Source organism: Streptomyces sp. NPDC030222 (assembly GCF_055573115.1).
The window spans coordinates 71,291-84,395 of the sequence record NZ_JBVICA010000024.1 but is presented as its reverse complement, the minus strand read 5'-3'; the positions used below and the strand labels follow the sequence as shown (position 1 = coordinate 84,395).

The 13,105-nt window shown below is 69.4% G+C and carries 14 protein-coding genes and 4 pseudogenes; 6 read left to right on the top strand and 12 right to left on the bottom strand.

All coding sequences use genetic code 11. The features are described from left to right. The first annotated feature begins 3 nt into the window (after positions 1 to 3). The 3 genes from ACZ4Z5_RS28205 to ACZ4Z5_RS28195 all read left to right on the top strand — a co-directional run bounded on the left by ACZ4Z5_RS28205 (position 4) and on the right by ACZ4Z5_RS28195 (position 1,560). Positions 4 to 867: a cytochrome c biogenesis CcdA family protein gene (locus ACZ4Z5_RS28205; protein WP_468267601.1), complete on the top strand. Its 864-nt coding sequence runs from the start codon at positions 4 to 6 to the stop codon at positions 865 to 867. A 24-nt stretch (positions 868 to 891) separates the two neighbouring features. Further along, on the top strand, positions 892 to 1,038 hold the full coding sequence (locus ACZ4Z5_RS28200; protein WP_468267599.1) for a DUF4253 domain-containing protein: 147 nt from the start codon (positions 892 to 894) through the stop codon (positions 1,036 to 1,038). Positions 1,039 to 1,155: 117 nt separating this feature from the next. Then, on the top strand, positions 1,156 to 1,560 hold the full coding sequence (locus tag ACZ4Z5_RS28195) for a hypothetical protein (RefSeq protein WP_468267597.1): 405 nt from the start codon (positions 1,156 to 1,158) through the stop codon (positions 1,558 to 1,560). A 427-nt stretch (positions 1,561 to 1,987) separates the two neighbouring features. On the opposite strand, the gene ACZ4Z5_RS28190 is transcribed toward ACZ4Z5_RS28195, so the two are convergent. From ACZ4Z5_RS28190 to ACZ4Z5_RS28155, 8 genes and pseudogenes are all read right to left on the bottom strand, one after another. Continuing rightward, positions 1,988 to 2,476, bottom strand: a complete 489-nt coding sequence (locus ACZ4Z5_RS28190) for a DUF4265 domain-containing protein (protein ID WP_468267595.1) — start codon at positions 2,474 to 2,476, stop codon at positions 1,988 to 1,990. 34 nt (positions 2,477 to 2,510) lie between these two features. Next, positions 2,511 to 2,960 carry a HEAT repeat domain-containing protein gene (locus ACZ4Z5_RS28185; RefSeq protein ID WP_468267593.1) on the bottom strand — a complete coding sequence of 150 codons (450 nt, stop codon included), beginning with the start codon at positions 2,958 to 2,960 and terminating at the stop codon, positions 2,511 to 2,513. Further along, positions 2,957 to 3,251: pseudogene (locus ACZ4Z5_RS28180) on the bottom strand (transposase); the annotation flags it as partial. The pseudogene ACZ4Z5_RS28180 and the gene ACZ4Z5_RS28185, both read right to left, overlap by 4 nt. A 355-nt stretch (positions 3,252 to 3,606) precedes the next feature. Further along, positions 3,607 to 4,341 carry an RHS repeat-associated core domain-containing protein gene (locus ACZ4Z5_RS28175; protein WP_468267591.1) on the bottom strand — a complete coding sequence of 245 codons (735 nt, stop codon included), beginning with the start codon at positions 4,339 to 4,341 and terminating at the stop codon, positions 3,607 to 3,609. Next, positions 4,338 to 4,502, bottom strand: coding sequence for a hypothetical protein (locus ACZ4Z5_RS28170; RefSeq protein ID WP_468267589.1), 165 nt, complete (start codon positions 4,500 to 4,502; stop codon positions 4,338 to 4,340). Before ACZ4Z5_RS28170 ends, ACZ4Z5_RS28175 begins: the two co-directional genes overlap by 4 nt. A 121-nt stretch (positions 4,503 to 4,623) precedes the next feature. Then, the gene (locus ACZ4Z5_RS28165) at positions 4,624 to 6,585 is read right to left on the bottom strand and encodes a tetratricopeptide repeat protein (protein ID WP_468267587.1); all 1,962 of its coding nucleotides are present in this window, start codon (positions 6,583 to 6,585) and stop codon (positions 4,624 to 4,626) included. Between the two features lie 29 nt (positions 6,586 to 6,614). Beyond that, positions 6,615 to 7,034 carry a hypothetical protein gene (locus tag ACZ4Z5_RS28160; RefSeq protein ID WP_468267585.1) on the bottom strand — a complete coding sequence of 140 codons (420 nt, stop codon included), beginning with the start codon at positions 7,032 to 7,034 and terminating at the stop codon, positions 6,615 to 6,617. 128 nt (positions 7,035 to 7,162) lie between these two features. Then, positions 7,163 to 7,624 (bottom strand): reverse transcriptase domain-containing protein, encoded by a 462-nt coding sequence (locus ACZ4Z5_RS28155; protein WP_468267584.1) that lies wholly within the window; start codon positions 7,622 to 7,624, stop codon positions 7,163 to 7,165. Positions 7,625 to 7,675: 51 nt separating this feature from the next. On the opposite strand from ACZ4Z5_RS28155, the pseudogene ACZ4Z5_RS28150 reads away from it, so the two are divergent. Continuing rightward, positions 7,676 to 8,023 (top strand): annotated as a pseudogene (locus ACZ4Z5_RS28150) (transposase); the annotation flags it as partial. Positions 8,024 to 8,040: 17 nt separating this feature from the next. On the opposite strand, the pseudogene ACZ4Z5_RS28145 reads toward ACZ4Z5_RS28150, so the two are convergent. Then, positions 8,041 to 8,421: pseudogene (locus ACZ4Z5_RS28145) on the bottom strand (transposase); the annotation flags it as partial. Between ACZ4Z5_RS28145 and ACZ4Z5_RS28140 the strand changes: the two are divergent. Beyond that, positions 8,422 to 8,654, top strand: a pseudogene (locus ACZ4Z5_RS28140) (transposase); the annotation flags it as partial. It lies immediately after the preceding pseudogene. A 415-nt stretch (positions 8,655 to 9,069) separates the two neighbouring features. On the opposite strand, the gene ACZ4Z5_RS28135 reads toward ACZ4Z5_RS28140, so the two are convergent. Continuing rightward, positions 9,070 to 10,866, bottom strand: a complete 1,797-nt coding sequence (locus ACZ4Z5_RS28135; protein ID WP_468267582.1) for an acyl-CoA dehydrogenase — start codon at positions 10,864 to 10,866, stop codon at positions 9,070 to 9,072. A 58-nt stretch (positions 10,867 to 10,924) separates the two neighbouring features. Then, positions 10,925 to 11,695 (bottom strand): SDR family oxidoreductase, encoded by a 771-nt coding sequence (locus tag ACZ4Z5_RS28130; RefSeq protein WP_468267580.1) that lies wholly within the window; start codon positions 11,693 to 11,695, stop codon positions 10,925 to 10,927. Positions 11,696 to 12,116: 421 nt separating this feature from the next. Here ACZ4Z5_RS28130 and ACZ4Z5_RS28125 point away from each other — a divergent pair, with 421 nt between their 5' ends. Further along, positions 12,117 to 12,272 (top strand): hypothetical protein, encoded by a 156-nt coding sequence (locus ACZ4Z5_RS28125; protein WP_468267578.1) that lies wholly within the window; start codon positions 12,117 to 12,119, stop codon positions 12,270 to 12,272. 32 nt (positions 12,273 to 12,304) lie between these two features. Here ACZ4Z5_RS28125 and ACZ4Z5_RS28120 read toward each other — a convergent pair whose 3' ends face one another. After that, complete coding sequence (locus ACZ4Z5_RS28120; protein WP_468267576.1) at positions 12,305 to 12,985, bottom strand: pyridoxine/pyridoxamine 5'-phosphate oxidase; 681 nt, start codon at positions 12,983 to 12,985, stop codon at positions 12,305 to 12,307. Between the last annotated feature and the right edge of the window lie 120 nt (positions 12,986 to 13,105).

Here is a 13,105-nt window from a genome sequence, read left to right as displayed (position 1 = left end):
GCCATGAGTGATCTGCCTCTCGCCCTCGCGCTCGGCGCCGGAATACTTGCTGCCGTCAATCCGTGCGGTTTCGCCCTGCTGCCCGCCTACCTCTCGCTGCTCGTCTTGGGCGACGACAGCCCCAGCCGTACCGTCGCCGTCGGTCGGGCGCTCGCCGCCACCGCCGCGATGACCGTCGGCTTCGCTGCCTTCTTCGGCGTCTTCGGACTCCTCATCCAGCCCGTCGCCGGCCAGGTCCAGCAGCACCTGCCCTGGTTCACCATCATCTTCGGCCTGCTCATCACCACGGCCGGCGTATGGCTGCTCGCCGGCCGCCAACTACCTGCCCTGGCCCCGAAACTCCGCCGCGCCCCCGCCGTCACGCGCTCCGTGCCCTCGATGGCACTGTTCGGCATGGCGTATGCCACTGCCTCCCTCGGCTGCGCCATCGCCCCGTTTCTCGCCATCGTCGTCTCCGCCTTCCGCAGCGGCTCCGCCACGGAAGGCATCGCCCTGTTCACGGCCTACGCCGCTGGGATGGGCCTGATCGTCGGCGCCGCCTCCCTGACCGTCGCCCTCACCCGCACCGCCGCCGTCACCCGGCTGCGCCGTCTCGGCGCTATCACCCCGCGGCTCGGTGGCGGTCTGCTCCTCCTGGTCGGCGCCTACGTCGCCTACTACGGCTGGTACGAGATACGCGCCCTGCGCAATCCCACCACCACCGACCCCGTCATCGACGCGGCGGCCGCCATCCAGCGAACCGTTGCCAACACATTGGACACCGCCGGCCCCGCCGCGATCGCCGTACTCTTCGCGCTCCTGCTGCTCGCCACACTTCTCATCCGGCGCCGCAGGCGCACGAGTCGGCACACCGGCTTCCAACCGTGATCAAAGGCCCCGGCCACGCCGCCAATGAACGAGGAAGACGCTCTCCTGGTCGCGGCCGAGCACTTCGCCATCTGCCCCGACAACATCTGGCAGGGCAACCGACCGTATACGCTGACCGGCTACGCCGAGCGGATCACCGGAGCCCACAGCTGGGACTTTGGGTGGGACTGATCCATCTCCGCCTGGGAAACGATCACCCGCCCCGCGGGAAGCGATCTCCAAGCGCTTCGTGAGCCCCTGGCCAGAGTCGCTCGTGAACACCCCTACAAGTTATTCCGAAATGTCACCATGAGCTGGGACGTGCTCCTCCTCCGCCTGCCTGACGACGTCACCTCGGTGCAGCAGATCCCCGACGACTACGCCCCTGCCCCGATCGGTAACCGGCACGACGTCCTCGCAGCCTCCACGCAGGCCATCCCCGACATCGACCTCGCCCATCCCACCTGGGGCGAACTCCTTGGACCCACCTGGTCCACGGAACTCAACATCGGTGCAGAAGACCCGGTCGACTCGATCATGCTCCACATCCGCGGATCCGGCGACGACGTCCTCACCCCTGTCTTCCGCCTCGCTGGAGCCCTGGGCTGCAAGGTCCTGGACTACGCCGAAGGAGACCTGATCACTCCCCTGGAAACGTCCGGATGGCACGGCTTCCAGCAGTACCGCGACCGCGTGCTCCGTTCCCGTCACTGACGGCTGGGGCGCGAGGAGACACTCTCCGTAACGGCGGAGGCGATCAATGCCACGAGGTTGTCGGTCCAGCAGTCAGACTCCTTGGTCGCGACCTCGACACCGCAACTGCCGCATACGAGGTTGGGGCCGTCCTGGCCGGCGAGTCCGCAGCAACCGGCGAGACGCCGGGAATCGGGGTGTAGCGCAGTCCCCGGAACGTCATCCGGGTGAAAGATCAGCAGACTGGCGTCGAAATTGACCCTGAAGGTCCCCGGGGCCATCCGGGGCGAGACGACCTCATGGCCCACCGGCCGCTCCGCCCCCCTCAGCGGTTCCCCCGGAGCCACCTCCCCCGTCAAGGGCTGCTGACAACTGACGCAGCAAAAGACGGACATACTGTCTCCCTTCCGTGTCTCCCCCTGAGGAGAGGTGTGAGCGGCCATGGCAGTCACGCCGCTGCCGTGGCCCGCCATGCGGCGGTGACACACCCTTCCTCCCAGTGCCACCACCCCTTGGCCTCCCCATGCCCCAAAAGCTTCCGAATCCGAGGCAGGTCCGCATCTGGTGGCACATCGAGCGCCACCATCCGGAACTGCTCGATCCCCTCGCCGGTCGTGCCGAGCCGGTGAAAGGTCTCCAGCACGGTCTGCCGATCGGCGCCTGAGCCGCCGTCCTTCAGGATGATCAGCCGAATGGTGCAGTTCTCCGAAGCCCGCACTGTCTCACCAGCCCAGTGGACGCCTTCATCGTCGACCTCCACCCGGATGACGTCGTCGCTGGCGACTCCGCGTACGAACCAGGGAGTGTTGTCCAACCGCACGGTTCCGTCGCCAAGGTCCACCGCCCACAGACGTTCCACGCTCGCCGGCGGCCACCCGTCCTCGTCTACCTCCAAGCGGAAGTGGACCTTCACATGCTCGTCCCTGATGCTCGTCACCGCACCATCATCCACAGCCACCGCCGAGCAATAGTCAAGAGTTGTGGGTGAGGCCCTCCGACTCGACGACGGTGATCTCGGCTGCTGCGAGCCGAGCCTCCGCGCGCACCTCTGGGTCGGGGTGATGGAGGAAGGGTTCGATCAGCGGTCGGCCCTGTGGGTCGTGGGTGGCTCCGAGGATGTAGAGGGTGTGGACGAGAAGTTGGCGATCCATCGTCGGCATGGCTGCCGCCAGCGGTTCGACGAGGGTCAGGGGCAGGCGGTGGTGGTTGAATCCCTCGCTGATCGAGTTCAGGGCGGATTCGCGCACCTTGGTCACCGGTTCGCTTATGGCCAGACTGACCAAGCGTCCGACGGCCAGGTGAGCGGAGTCGGCGTCGAGTGCGGTGCCGCGCAGGAGGTCCCCGAGGGCGTCGGCGGCGACGTCCCGGCAGTCCGGATCGCGGTCGGTCAGTGCTTCAAGGGCCTCGAACATGTCGTTCATGCTGCCATCTCGGACCGCTCGACCAAGACGCCGTTTTCGAAGTGCGCGCCGACACGGACCAGCGGCACCAGGTGGGCGCCGGTGATCGCGCGCCATCGGGCCTGGGCGGACTCGACGAGCTTGAACACCATCGCCAGGGCCGCAGCCGGGCCCCGCGCCTCGTGTGACCTTGGTGCGGAGTTTGACGGTGGAGAAGGTCGACTCGATGGGGTTCGTGGTCCGCAGGTGGATCCAGTGCTCGGCCGGGAAGTCGTAGAAGGCGAGCAGTTCGTCCCGATCGTCGGTGATTTTGCGCCGCTGGAGAATATGAAGCTCGACCCTGGCGTTGAGGTCACCTGTCCGACCTCTCTTCCGTACACGCCAGTGAAAGACGTATTTGTGAACACGCTGCGCCCTCCCCCGTCCAGATGTCCGTATACACCACCGTCATTGAACGCTTCATTCCATCCCCAAGGCCGGTCGATGGTGTACGCCAGGAGTGTCTGCACGCCCAGCTGGCCGGCTCGCTGGTCGGCTCTCTTTTCGTTCCACTCCGGAGAATCCGGAAGTGTGTCGGGGAGCCCCAGTCCGATTATTGGAAGACCCTGGAGGAATTTGTACGCTTTACTTCCCTCGCCGATCCACGTATTGAGAGCGTAGGGGTTGTTCATGTCCAAATTGCCCCCATCCATCGGTCCCGGGCGCCGTCGGGCCTGATCTCTCCGCCGTTCGAGAACTCGGTGGTCGCTTGCTTGAGTTGGTCTTGGTCGGATACGGCGGCGTCCCCTTCAGGGGCGGGTGCGTACCAGGTGACGGTTACTTCGCCGGTGATGGTGCGGCTTTCCAGCCCGCCGTCCTGACCCGGCGCGATGGTCTGCTGAGGGGGCACGGTGAAGGTGGCGGTGTACGTGGCTCCGGTGCCGTTGGCGTCGATCGGGGTGCCGCATCCGCCGCAGACGTCGTGTCCGGTGGGGTCGGTGGCGTTGGTGGGGTTGTTGTTGACGTAACTGTAGGGGTTCCACTTCTGGGGGTTGAGGGGGTCGGTGATGTGGGGGTCGGGGGTGGTGAAGCGTTTGGTGGCGGGGTCGTAGAGGCGGCCCTTCATGTTGATGAGGCCGTATTCGTCGTCCATTTCGTGGCCGGTGTAGCCGCGGGTGATCCCGGTCGGGACGGCGGGTGCGGGGGTGGCGGTGCCGTTGGGGTTGACGCGTCGGCCGAAGGGGTCGTAGTAGGTCGTCCTGGGGTCGGCGCCGGTCTTGGGCCGGGCGTCCGCCAGGTGGTCCTCAGCGCCCTGGTCGAGCGCGGCGAGGACGGCTGCCGTTGCTTCGTCGTAGGCTGCAACGTGCGCGGCCGGGCCCGCCGGAGCAGGCACGACGTCGACGCGCTCCAGCTCGACGCTCACCCGGCCACCCCGGCACCGGTGTGGGTCAAAGTGATCCAGCGGGTCTGGTCGTAGGCGGAATGCTCCCGCCAGCCCTCGGCGATGCGCACCAGACGGTTCCAGTCCCGCAGGACCGCCGACAGCCGGTGCGCCGGCGCGGCGTGCTGCTTGCGCCGGCACACCACGTCCTCCGGGGTCTCGAGACAGTTGCGCAGGCTCCCGTACAGGTCGCCGACGGCGTGGTCGAGCGCGAAGGAGACACGGCCGGCGGCGCTGTCCTCGCCGTGCGCGGCGTCGACCTCCTCAGACGCGGCTCTCGCCCCTGACGTACGCGAGCGACTGCCGGTACGCCCGGGTGTCCGGGTGGTCGGGACCGAGTACCTGCTCAGCGTCGGCCACCAGGGCGTCGAGCAGGGCGGCGGCCTCGTCCAGCCGCCCCGTCCGCCCGTACGCGTAGGCGACGTTGTTCCGGGCGAAGAGGGTGTACGGATGCGTCGGGCCGAGCAGCCCCGCGATGTTCGCCAGATGGCCCTCGGCGAGGGCGGTGACCTCCTCGGCCGCCCCGGCCTGCATGCACACCCCGATCAGATTGGTGAGGACGCTGAGGGTCATCGGGTGGTAGGGGCCGAACTCCCGGATGTGACCGATGAGGGCCCGCTGCCCCATCTCGATCGCGTCGTGCACCCGCCCGGCCGAGGCGAGGATGACGAGCAGCTGCGCTCGGGTCATGACGACTTTCCGGTCCTCCGGGCCGTGCAGCCGCTCAAGGTCGTGGAGGGTTCGCTCGCCGAGCCGGCACGCCTCCTCCGTCCGGCCCACGGCCCGGTAGGCGAGGGCGAGGTTGCCCCGGGCCGCCAGGGTGTCGTCGTGCTCGCCACCAAAGGTCCGTCCTGCCTCCGCCGCCATCCGTTCCCAGTAGCCCAGCGCCGCCTCCCGGTGCCCGGCGTTCGCCAGGCTGGAGCCCGCGCGGTACAGGACGGGGTGCGGCTCCGGGAGCCACAGGTGGCGTCCGGCGGTCGCCGCGAGGGCGTCGGTGTTGGCCCGCAGGACGGCGGCCCATTCCCGGTGCGGTTCGTCCTGCGGCCAGACCGCGAGCAGCGCCTCGGCCGCCACGACCGCGAGGCCGCGCCGCTCCCCGTCCGGGATCGTCTCGCGGACCGCGCGGGCGGTGAGGGCGTGGATGCGGACCGAGTCCGCACCGCAGGTCAGGAGCGCGTACCGGTGCAGCACGCGCAGGGTCGTGTGGACGGTCGCCGGCTCGGCGCCTCCGAGGTACGCGCGGACGGCCGGTGTGCCCCACAGGGCCCCCGGGTGCCCCGCGGGGTCGAGGAAGGCCGCCAGGCGGAGGACGGGTACGGCGAGGCCCGCCGTGTCGGCTTCCTGGACGGCGTCCAGGGAGAGGAGGAGCGTGGTGGCGACCGCGCGGCCGTAGCCCTCGGTGTCGGCGTCTGGCGGCAGCACCTCCGCGAGCGACCGGGCGGCGGTGAACCGGGCCAGGTAGGGGGTGCAGGGTAGGCCATGGTTGATCATGTACGCGGCGGCGTGGCCGAGCGCGAGCGGCAGACGTCCGAGCCGCTCCGCCAGTTCGTCCACGGCCCCGTCCGCGAGCCCCGCCTCCTCAGCCAGGCGCGCCCGCAGGTAGGCGGACGCCTCCGCCGGTTCGTACGTGTCGACGGCGACCCGTCGCCGCCCGCCGCCGGTCAGCCGGGCGTCGTGGAGGCGGGTCGTGGCCAGGACCCGGCCGCTGCCGGTGCGGCTCGCCGGCCACAGGGGCTCGATGCCCGCTGGGTCAGCGACGTCGTCCAGGACGACGAGCCAGCGCCGGGAGGTGGTGGCCAGCCAGGCCAGGAAGGCGCGGGCGTCGGACTCCGGGTCGTCCCCGGTCGCGCCGGGGGCGGCGACCCGCAGGGCGGCCTGGGCGTAGCGGGCGACGACCTGCTGGGGCTCGGCGGCCGGGGCCCACACGACGAGGTCCGTCCCCTCGGCGAGGGCCTGGGCGGCGTAGGAGGCGGCGAGCTGCGACTTGCCGACCCCGCCGCCGCCCGACAGGACCTGGGTCAGCACTGCCGTACCGCCCCCGGTCCGTGCCGTGTCGATCCGTTCCCGCAGTGCGGCGCGGGGCTGGAAGGCGGAGGCGAGGGCGGGCGCGGAGCCCACCTCCAGCGGCCAGCGCACGGCGGCCTCGCCTTGGGCGGGCGGCTGGTGCACGACGACGGAGCTGTACCGGCCTAGGGCGCTGTAACAGGCGTCACCGCCGACGGTCACGCCACCCCGGTCCTTCCGCCACCAGGGGCTCACCGGCGCTCGCTCCCGTCACCGAGGGCGCTGTCGTGGACGTCGCCGAGGACGACCGTGGCGTCCCGGGCCGCCCGGACGTCCTCACCCGCGGCCCGCGGGGTGCCGTCGGCCGGGGGCTCGGTGGGAGTGGGCCGGGTTGCCCGTGGCCGGGTGGGCGGTCCGGCGACCGTGGAGCCCGTGCCGAGCGCGCTGCCCGTCACGTTCCCGTCGATGACGGTCGCGCCGCGCCCGGCCCTGATCGGGCGCGCCTGGCCGGCCGGGGCCAGGAAGGTGTACGCAGCGAGCCCGAGGGTCACCAGCGCGCCGAGCACGCTCGCGACCCGGTCCCCGGTGTCGAGGTCGACCAGGACCACGACCCCGACGAGCCCCAGACCGACGGCTCCCGCCCCGCCCGCCACGATCCGACCGACCGTCATGACGCCTCCCCGCGAACGCCCCTCACCCTTACGTACCAGGCTAGGGCCTGATCCGACGTGAATCGCCAGAAAGGCTCTAGGACGTCACGAGAGCCGCTGGGCGGCGGCTGACGGTCATTCGAAGTTCGCTACGACGCTCTCGGGCTTCTGGTCTTCCTCCGCAGGGTGATAGAGCCGCACGAAGTTGGAGACGGTGGTCGGGTCGTCGGGGCAGCCTGTTGTGTCGACGTCAGCGGGGTCTGGTGCAGTTGCCAGCTACGGACTTCTGCGCCGAGTCGCTTGAGGGCGTCGTTGCTGACCGCAGGGAGGAACGAGAGAAACCGCTTCCCGTTCTTGTCCCACGCCCCACGTGGCTGGAACGTGAACCCGAGGAACGTGAACGACACATGCTCGTACGAGCCGCGTCGCGAGCGGTCCTTGCAGTACACGATCCTGGTCTTGTCGGGGTGCAACCGCAGCCCGACTTCTTCCATCCTGTTCCCGAGCGCCGCCAGGACTTCGCGGGCCTGGTGCTCGCTGACGCAGTGCACGACCGCGTCGTCGGCATACCTTTCAAACTGGATGCCCCGGAAGTTCCGGTATAGCCACATATCGAAGGCATAGACCGTGTCCTATGTGGTGAGGCGGTCGTTGGGTACGTCATGGGGCGGGCTACGTGGAGTTGGATTGTTCCGGACGGGTTGTGGGAGATCGCGAAGCCGCTGATCCCGCCCTCTCGGGTGCGGCCGCAGGGTGGCGGGACGCAGGACACGCCTGATGAGACGCTGTTTGCCGCGATCACCTACGTGCTGGTCAGCGGCTGTTCCTGGCGCGCGTTGCCGCCGTGCTTCGGGATATCGAAGTCGACCGCGCACCGCCGGTTCCTGATCTGGTCCCGGGCAGGTGTGTGGGGCCGGCTGCACGAGGCGATCCTGCACCGCCTCGACGACGCCGGCCTGCTTGACCTCTCCCGATCGGTCCTCGACTCCGCCCACGTGAGGGCGAAAAAGTGCCCCTATGGTTTTCGTCAAGCGGTGGCGATCTTGGGGGGTTCGTAGAAGGTGCCGTCGCGGAGCATGGCGAAGAGGACGTCGATGCGGCGTCGGGCGAGGCAGATGAGGGCCGCGACGTGGTGCTTCCCCTCCCGTCGTTTCCTGTCGTAGTAGTGGGGCTGGGACAGTGAGGCGAACGCGGCGAGGTAGAAGGCTCGCTTGAGTTGTTTGTTGCCTCGCCTGGCTGGGTGCTCGCCGCGGATGGAGGAGCCGGACCGGCGGGTGGCGGGTGCCAGGCCGGCGTAGGCGGCGAGGTGGCCTGCGGTGGCGAAGCCGCTGCCGTCACCGACGTCGATCAGGATGCGGGCTGCGGTCCTGACCCCGATGCCGGGCATCGAGGTCAGAACCTGCGAAAGCTGCGAAAATGGTTACGTGGCAAACGCATCGGGGTCCGCGTCGCCCGCAAGGGCATCGAGTCCAGCGAACGCCTCGGCCGCCACAGGTGGGTCATCGAACGCACCATGTCCCGGCTCAACGCTACCGCCGCCTCAACCACCGCTACGAACGCCATCCCCGCGACTACCTGGCCTTTCTCGGCCTCGCCGCAGCCCGCTGCTGCTATAAACGCCTCATCCGCCTCACCACATAGGACACGATCTTAGGGACAGGTTCTCGAGCTTGTGGGCAGAGCAGGAAGACGTTCCGGAACAAGGAGATATAGGGCAACCGTGTCCCTGTGTGTCCCTCATCCGGCAGCCACAGGGCCTCTCTCGACGCTGTGCTGGGCTTCCAAAGCCGAGACCTGACTCGTCGTTGGGGTCTGCTGCCGAGGTGCGGGGCAATGAGAGAAGTGAACCCGCTCTGGACAACCAGCCATGCCAACCACGGGGCCCGGGGGATCCCGCCCGGACATTCGAAGCCAGGATCAGAACTGCATGGCCTGGGCGACAGCCCAGAGGAATCGCCGCCACGGTCGCCCGACGCGGCGTCGCGCACGGTTCCGGACCGGGCGAGGCCCCCTGGGTCGTCGAGCGTACCGGCCGACGCGGTGGGCGGTTCCGGCCTCAGAAGCAGTCCGCGGGCATGTCGAGGGTGGTGCGGTCGAGGCTTTCCAGCAGCGCGAACTGGGCCTCGGTCTTGGGTAGTTCGTACCGATAGAAGTACTGACCCGCCCGGCGCTTGCCCTCGTAGAAGGTGCCGCTGTGTCCGGCGGCGGCCAGCATCTGCTCCAGCCACATCCAGGCAACCACAACGTGCCCCACGGCCTCCAGGTAGATCGAGGCGTTGGCGAGGGCGGTCTCGGCGTCCCCGGCCTCCCACAGGTGCTGCGTCACGGCGGCGACGCGGGCGACGGACGCGTCCAGCTGCCGTCCGAAGCCGGCGAGCTGGTCCTCCGCGGCCGCCGCGCGGGCGGTCGTCGTCGAGACGGTCTCGATGAGCAGGCGGAGCCCGGCGCCGCCGTCCATGACAACCTTGCGGCCCAGTAGGTCGAGGCCGTGGATGCCATGGGTCCCCTCATGGATGGGGTTGAGGCGGTTGTCCCGGTAGAACTGCTCGACGTTGTACTCGCGGGTGTAGCCGTAGCCGCCGTGGACCTGGATGGCCAGGTTGTTGGCCTCCAGGCACCACTGGGAGGGCCAGCTCTTGGCGATCGGGGTGAGCATGTCCAGCAGAAGCCCGGCCCTGGTCCGCTCGTCGGCCGTCGGGGCGGTGCGCTCGTCGTCCAGCAGCCGCCCGCAGTACAGGATGAGAGCCAGCGCGCCTTCGACGTACGACTTCTGGGCGAGGAGCATGCGCCGGACATCGGGATGCCCGATGATCGGGATCTGGGGGGTGGCTGCATCCCTGGCCGTGAGCGGGCGCCCCTGGGGCCGGGTGCGCGCGTAGTCCAGGGCGTGAATGTAGCCGGTGTAACCGAGCGCCGTGGCGCCGAGTCCGACACCGATGCGGGCCTCGTTCATCATGTGGAACATGTAGGACAGTCCGCGGTGGGGCTCCCCGACCAGGAAGCCGACGGCACCGGGGGCGCCGCCGGGCAGGAAAGCGCCCTCGCCGAAGTTCAGCAGTGTGTTGGTCGTCCCTCGATACCCCATCTTGTGATTGAGGCCGGCCAGGGCGACGTCGTTGCGCTCGCCGAGCGTCCCGTCGGCCCTCACCAGGACCTTGGGAACAATGAAGAGCGAGAGTCCCTTCACCCCGGGCGGGCCGCCGGGGATCCTGGCCAGGACCAGGTGGACGATGTTCTCCGTCAGTTCGTGGTCGCCACCCGAGATCCACATCTTGCTGCCGAACAGGCGGTAGGTACCGTCGTCGGCCCGTTCCGCGCGGGTGCGTACGTCGGCCAGCGAGGAGCCCGCCTGCGGCTCCGACAGGCACATGGTTCCGGAGAAGCGGCCTTCGACCATCGGGCGGACATAGGTGTCGATCTGCCCGGGGCTGCCGTGGGCGAGCAACAGGTTGGCGTTGCCGATGGTGAGGAAGGGGTAGGCGGCCGTTCCCACGTTGGCCGCCTGGAACCAGGCGAAGCAGGCGCTGGCCACCACGCCGGGCAGTTGCATGCCGCCCACCTCGTAGTCCATGCCCCCGCCGATCAGCCCGGCCTCGGCGAAGACCCTCAGAGCCTCTTCCACTTCGGGGATGATGTGCACTCGCTCGCCGTCGAAGCACGGCTCTTCGGTGTCGTTCTTCTTGTTGTGCGGGGCGAAATGCCGGGTGGCGATCGCCTCGCTGAGGTCCAGTACCGCGTCGAACGTTTCGCGCGAGTGGTCGGCGAAGCGGGGGCGCGCGGTCAGGGATTCAACGTCGAGCCACTCGTGCAGCAGAAAGTCGAGGTCTCGGCGGGAGAACAGGAGGGAGGCCATGGTCCGCTTCTTCTCGGTTCGGGTTCTTGTGCGGCGTGGGCGAGCCGTGTCCGCCGGGTCAGACCGTGGTGCCGAGGCCGCCGTCGACGGGGATGACTGCCCCGGTGACGTAGGCGCCGGCCCGGCTGGCCAGGTAGACGGCGATACCCGCCATGTCATCTGGCCGGCCGATCCTGCGCAGCGGAGCGGCCTCCGCGATCGCCTCGCCCATGGCGTCCAGGGTCGCGGCCATCATCTTCGACTCGAACGGGCCGGGCGCGATGGCGTTCACCGTGATGCCCTGTGGCCCGAGCTCCTTGGCCAGCACGCGGGTCAGATGGTGCAGGCCTGCCTTGCTGGCCGCGTAGGAGTAGGCCGACACCGGGCTGACGTGCAGGCCGTCGATGGATCCGACGTTGATGATCCGCGCGGGGTCCTCCATCGACCCGCCGGCGCGCAGCTTCGGCAGGAGGGCTTGGGTGAGCAGGAAGGGGCTGCGCAGGTTGAGGTCCATGACCTTGTCCCAGCCGCTGACCGGGAACTCGTCCAGGGCCGCGCCCCAGGTGGCGCCGGCGTTGTTCACCAGGATGTGCAGCCGCTCCTCCCGCTCGCCGATGTCCGCGGCGAGTCGGTGGCACTCTTCCTCGCGCGACAGGTCGGCGGGCAGCGCCACCGCCTGACCGAGACCGGAGATCCCGCGCACGGCCTCCTCACAGGCTTCCGCCTTGCGGGAGCTGATGTAGACCTTGGCTCCCGCTTCGACCAGGCCCCGGGCAATCATCAGGCCGATGCCGCGGGAACCGCCGGTCACGAGGGCGGTCTTGCCGGCAACGGAGAACAGTGAGGTCACGGTGGACTCCTGAGGTGGAGGGGCGGGCACGGACAGGTCATTCCCGCCCAGGGCAGATACTAAGCAGTCGCTTAGGCATTGTCCAAGGGTTGCGTCAAACGAGCCCCCGTCCGTGGCCGCGAAGGTCGTGGTGGGTCGGCAGCGGACCCATCCGGGTCCCGGCCCTCGCCCATATGGCTGCCCAGCGGCCTGGCCGGCCGTTTGCGAGCCGACAGGTGCCGGCCACAGCGCATGGGAGCAAGGAGGCCGTGCTCGAGCGTCGCCGACCGCTGGAGCACCTGCTGACACGGCACGTCTGGGGCCGTCGTCACGATGACCGCCGAGCCTCACGCGGAGCTACTGGAGGCTCTCGTCTTCAGGAAACGGCAACCACTTGCCCCACTCCTCAATAGGCGGACAATCTCGTCAGGCACCTGTGGACATGGCCGCACCCGCATACCCGAAGTTCGACGACTGCCGCGCCTTGCCGGCAGAGCGGCATGCGGCGACTGCGCGCCAGGCTGCCCGGGAGATCACCGCCGAGTCCCAGGCCGACTTCCCGTCCTTCGTCGGGGACCTCGACGAGTCGTGTCGCTGAGCGGGCCGGTGACCCATCCGGGCAGGACCGGTTCAGGGCCAGAGCAACTCCCTTACCCAAGAGCCCTCTTCGCGCCGGTAGCGCAGCCGCACGTGGCACCGTCGCATGTCGCCCTGGAAGAACTCCACCTCGTACGCGTCGAGCACGTACACCGTCCAGGTCGGCGAGGCGGCGTCCGGCTCGGCGGCCGCCCGCTCCCAGGCCGCCTCGTTCGCCCCCACCAGTTCCTCGTAGGAGGCGAGCACTTCACTCTGGTGGCCGACGAGCGCCGAGGCCAGAGCTCCCGTCGACCGCGCGTGGAGGTCGGCGTAGGCCTCCTCGGCGGTGCCCTCCGTAACCGCGCCCCGCACCCTGACCTGCCGCCCCTGCAGGGGCCAGTAGAAGCCGAGCGCGGCCTCCGGGCGGGCCGCCAGCTGGCGGCCCTTCCTGCTCGTGGAGTGGGAGGCGAAGTGCCAGCCGCGCTCGTCCGCGTCGTGCAGCATCAGCGACCGTACGTCGGGCCGTCCGTCCCCGTCGACGGTGGCAAGGGTCATGGTGTGCGGCTCGGCCTGTCCGGCGGCCGCCGCCTCGACGAACCACCGACGGAAGAGCGGCAGTGGTTCACCGGGCGCCGAAGCGGGGTCGAAGACCGGCAGTTCGGTGTCCCAGACGCGCAGGCACCTGAGCACTGTGTGGAAGTCGTCGGAGTCGGCGGCGATGTCCTCATCGTTCACGCGCCGATCCTTTCATCATGCCCAGGGTCTTCAAGACGGTGGACCGGACGCCCGCGCGGGCGTGCTCGGGCGGGAGGAGCGACCGACCGCCACTGTCCGCGCCCTTGACCCAGGTCTGGG

Bases quoted from the DNA above. Each gene is read 5' to 3' on its own strand.
- ACZ4Z5_RS28205 (WP_468267601.1), top strand. From the start codon at position 4: ATGAGTGATCTGCCTCTCGCCCTCGCGCTCGGCGCCGGAATACTTGCT.
- ACZ4Z5_RS28200 (WP_468267599.1), top strand. From the start codon at position 892: ATGAACGAGGAAGACGCTCTCCTGGTCGCGGCCGAGCACTTCGCCATC.
- ACZ4Z5_RS28195 (WP_468267597.1), top strand. From the start codon at position 1,156: ATGAGCTGGGACGTGCTCCTCCTCCGCCTGCCTGACGACGTCACCTCG.
- ACZ4Z5_RS28185 (WP_468267593.1), bottom strand. From the start codon at position 2,960: ATGAACGACATGTTCGAGGCCCTTGAAGCACTGACCGACCGCGATCCG.
- ACZ4Z5_RS28160 (WP_468267585.1), bottom strand. From the start codon at position 7,034: ATGACGGTCGGTCGGATCGTGGCGGGCGGGGCGGGAGCCGTCGGTCTG.
- ACZ4Z5_RS28155 (WP_468267584.1), bottom strand. From the start codon at position 7,624: ATGTGGCTATACCGGAACTTCCGGGGCATCCAGTTTGAAAGGTATGCC.
- ACZ4Z5_RS28135 (WP_468267582.1), bottom strand. From the start codon at position 10,866: ATGGCCTCCCTCCTGTTCTCCCGCCGAGACCTCGACTTTCTGCTGCAC.
- ACZ4Z5_RS28125 (WP_468267578.1), top strand. From the start codon at position 12,117: ATGGCCGCACCCGCATACCCGAAGTTCGACGACTGCCGCGCCTTGCCG.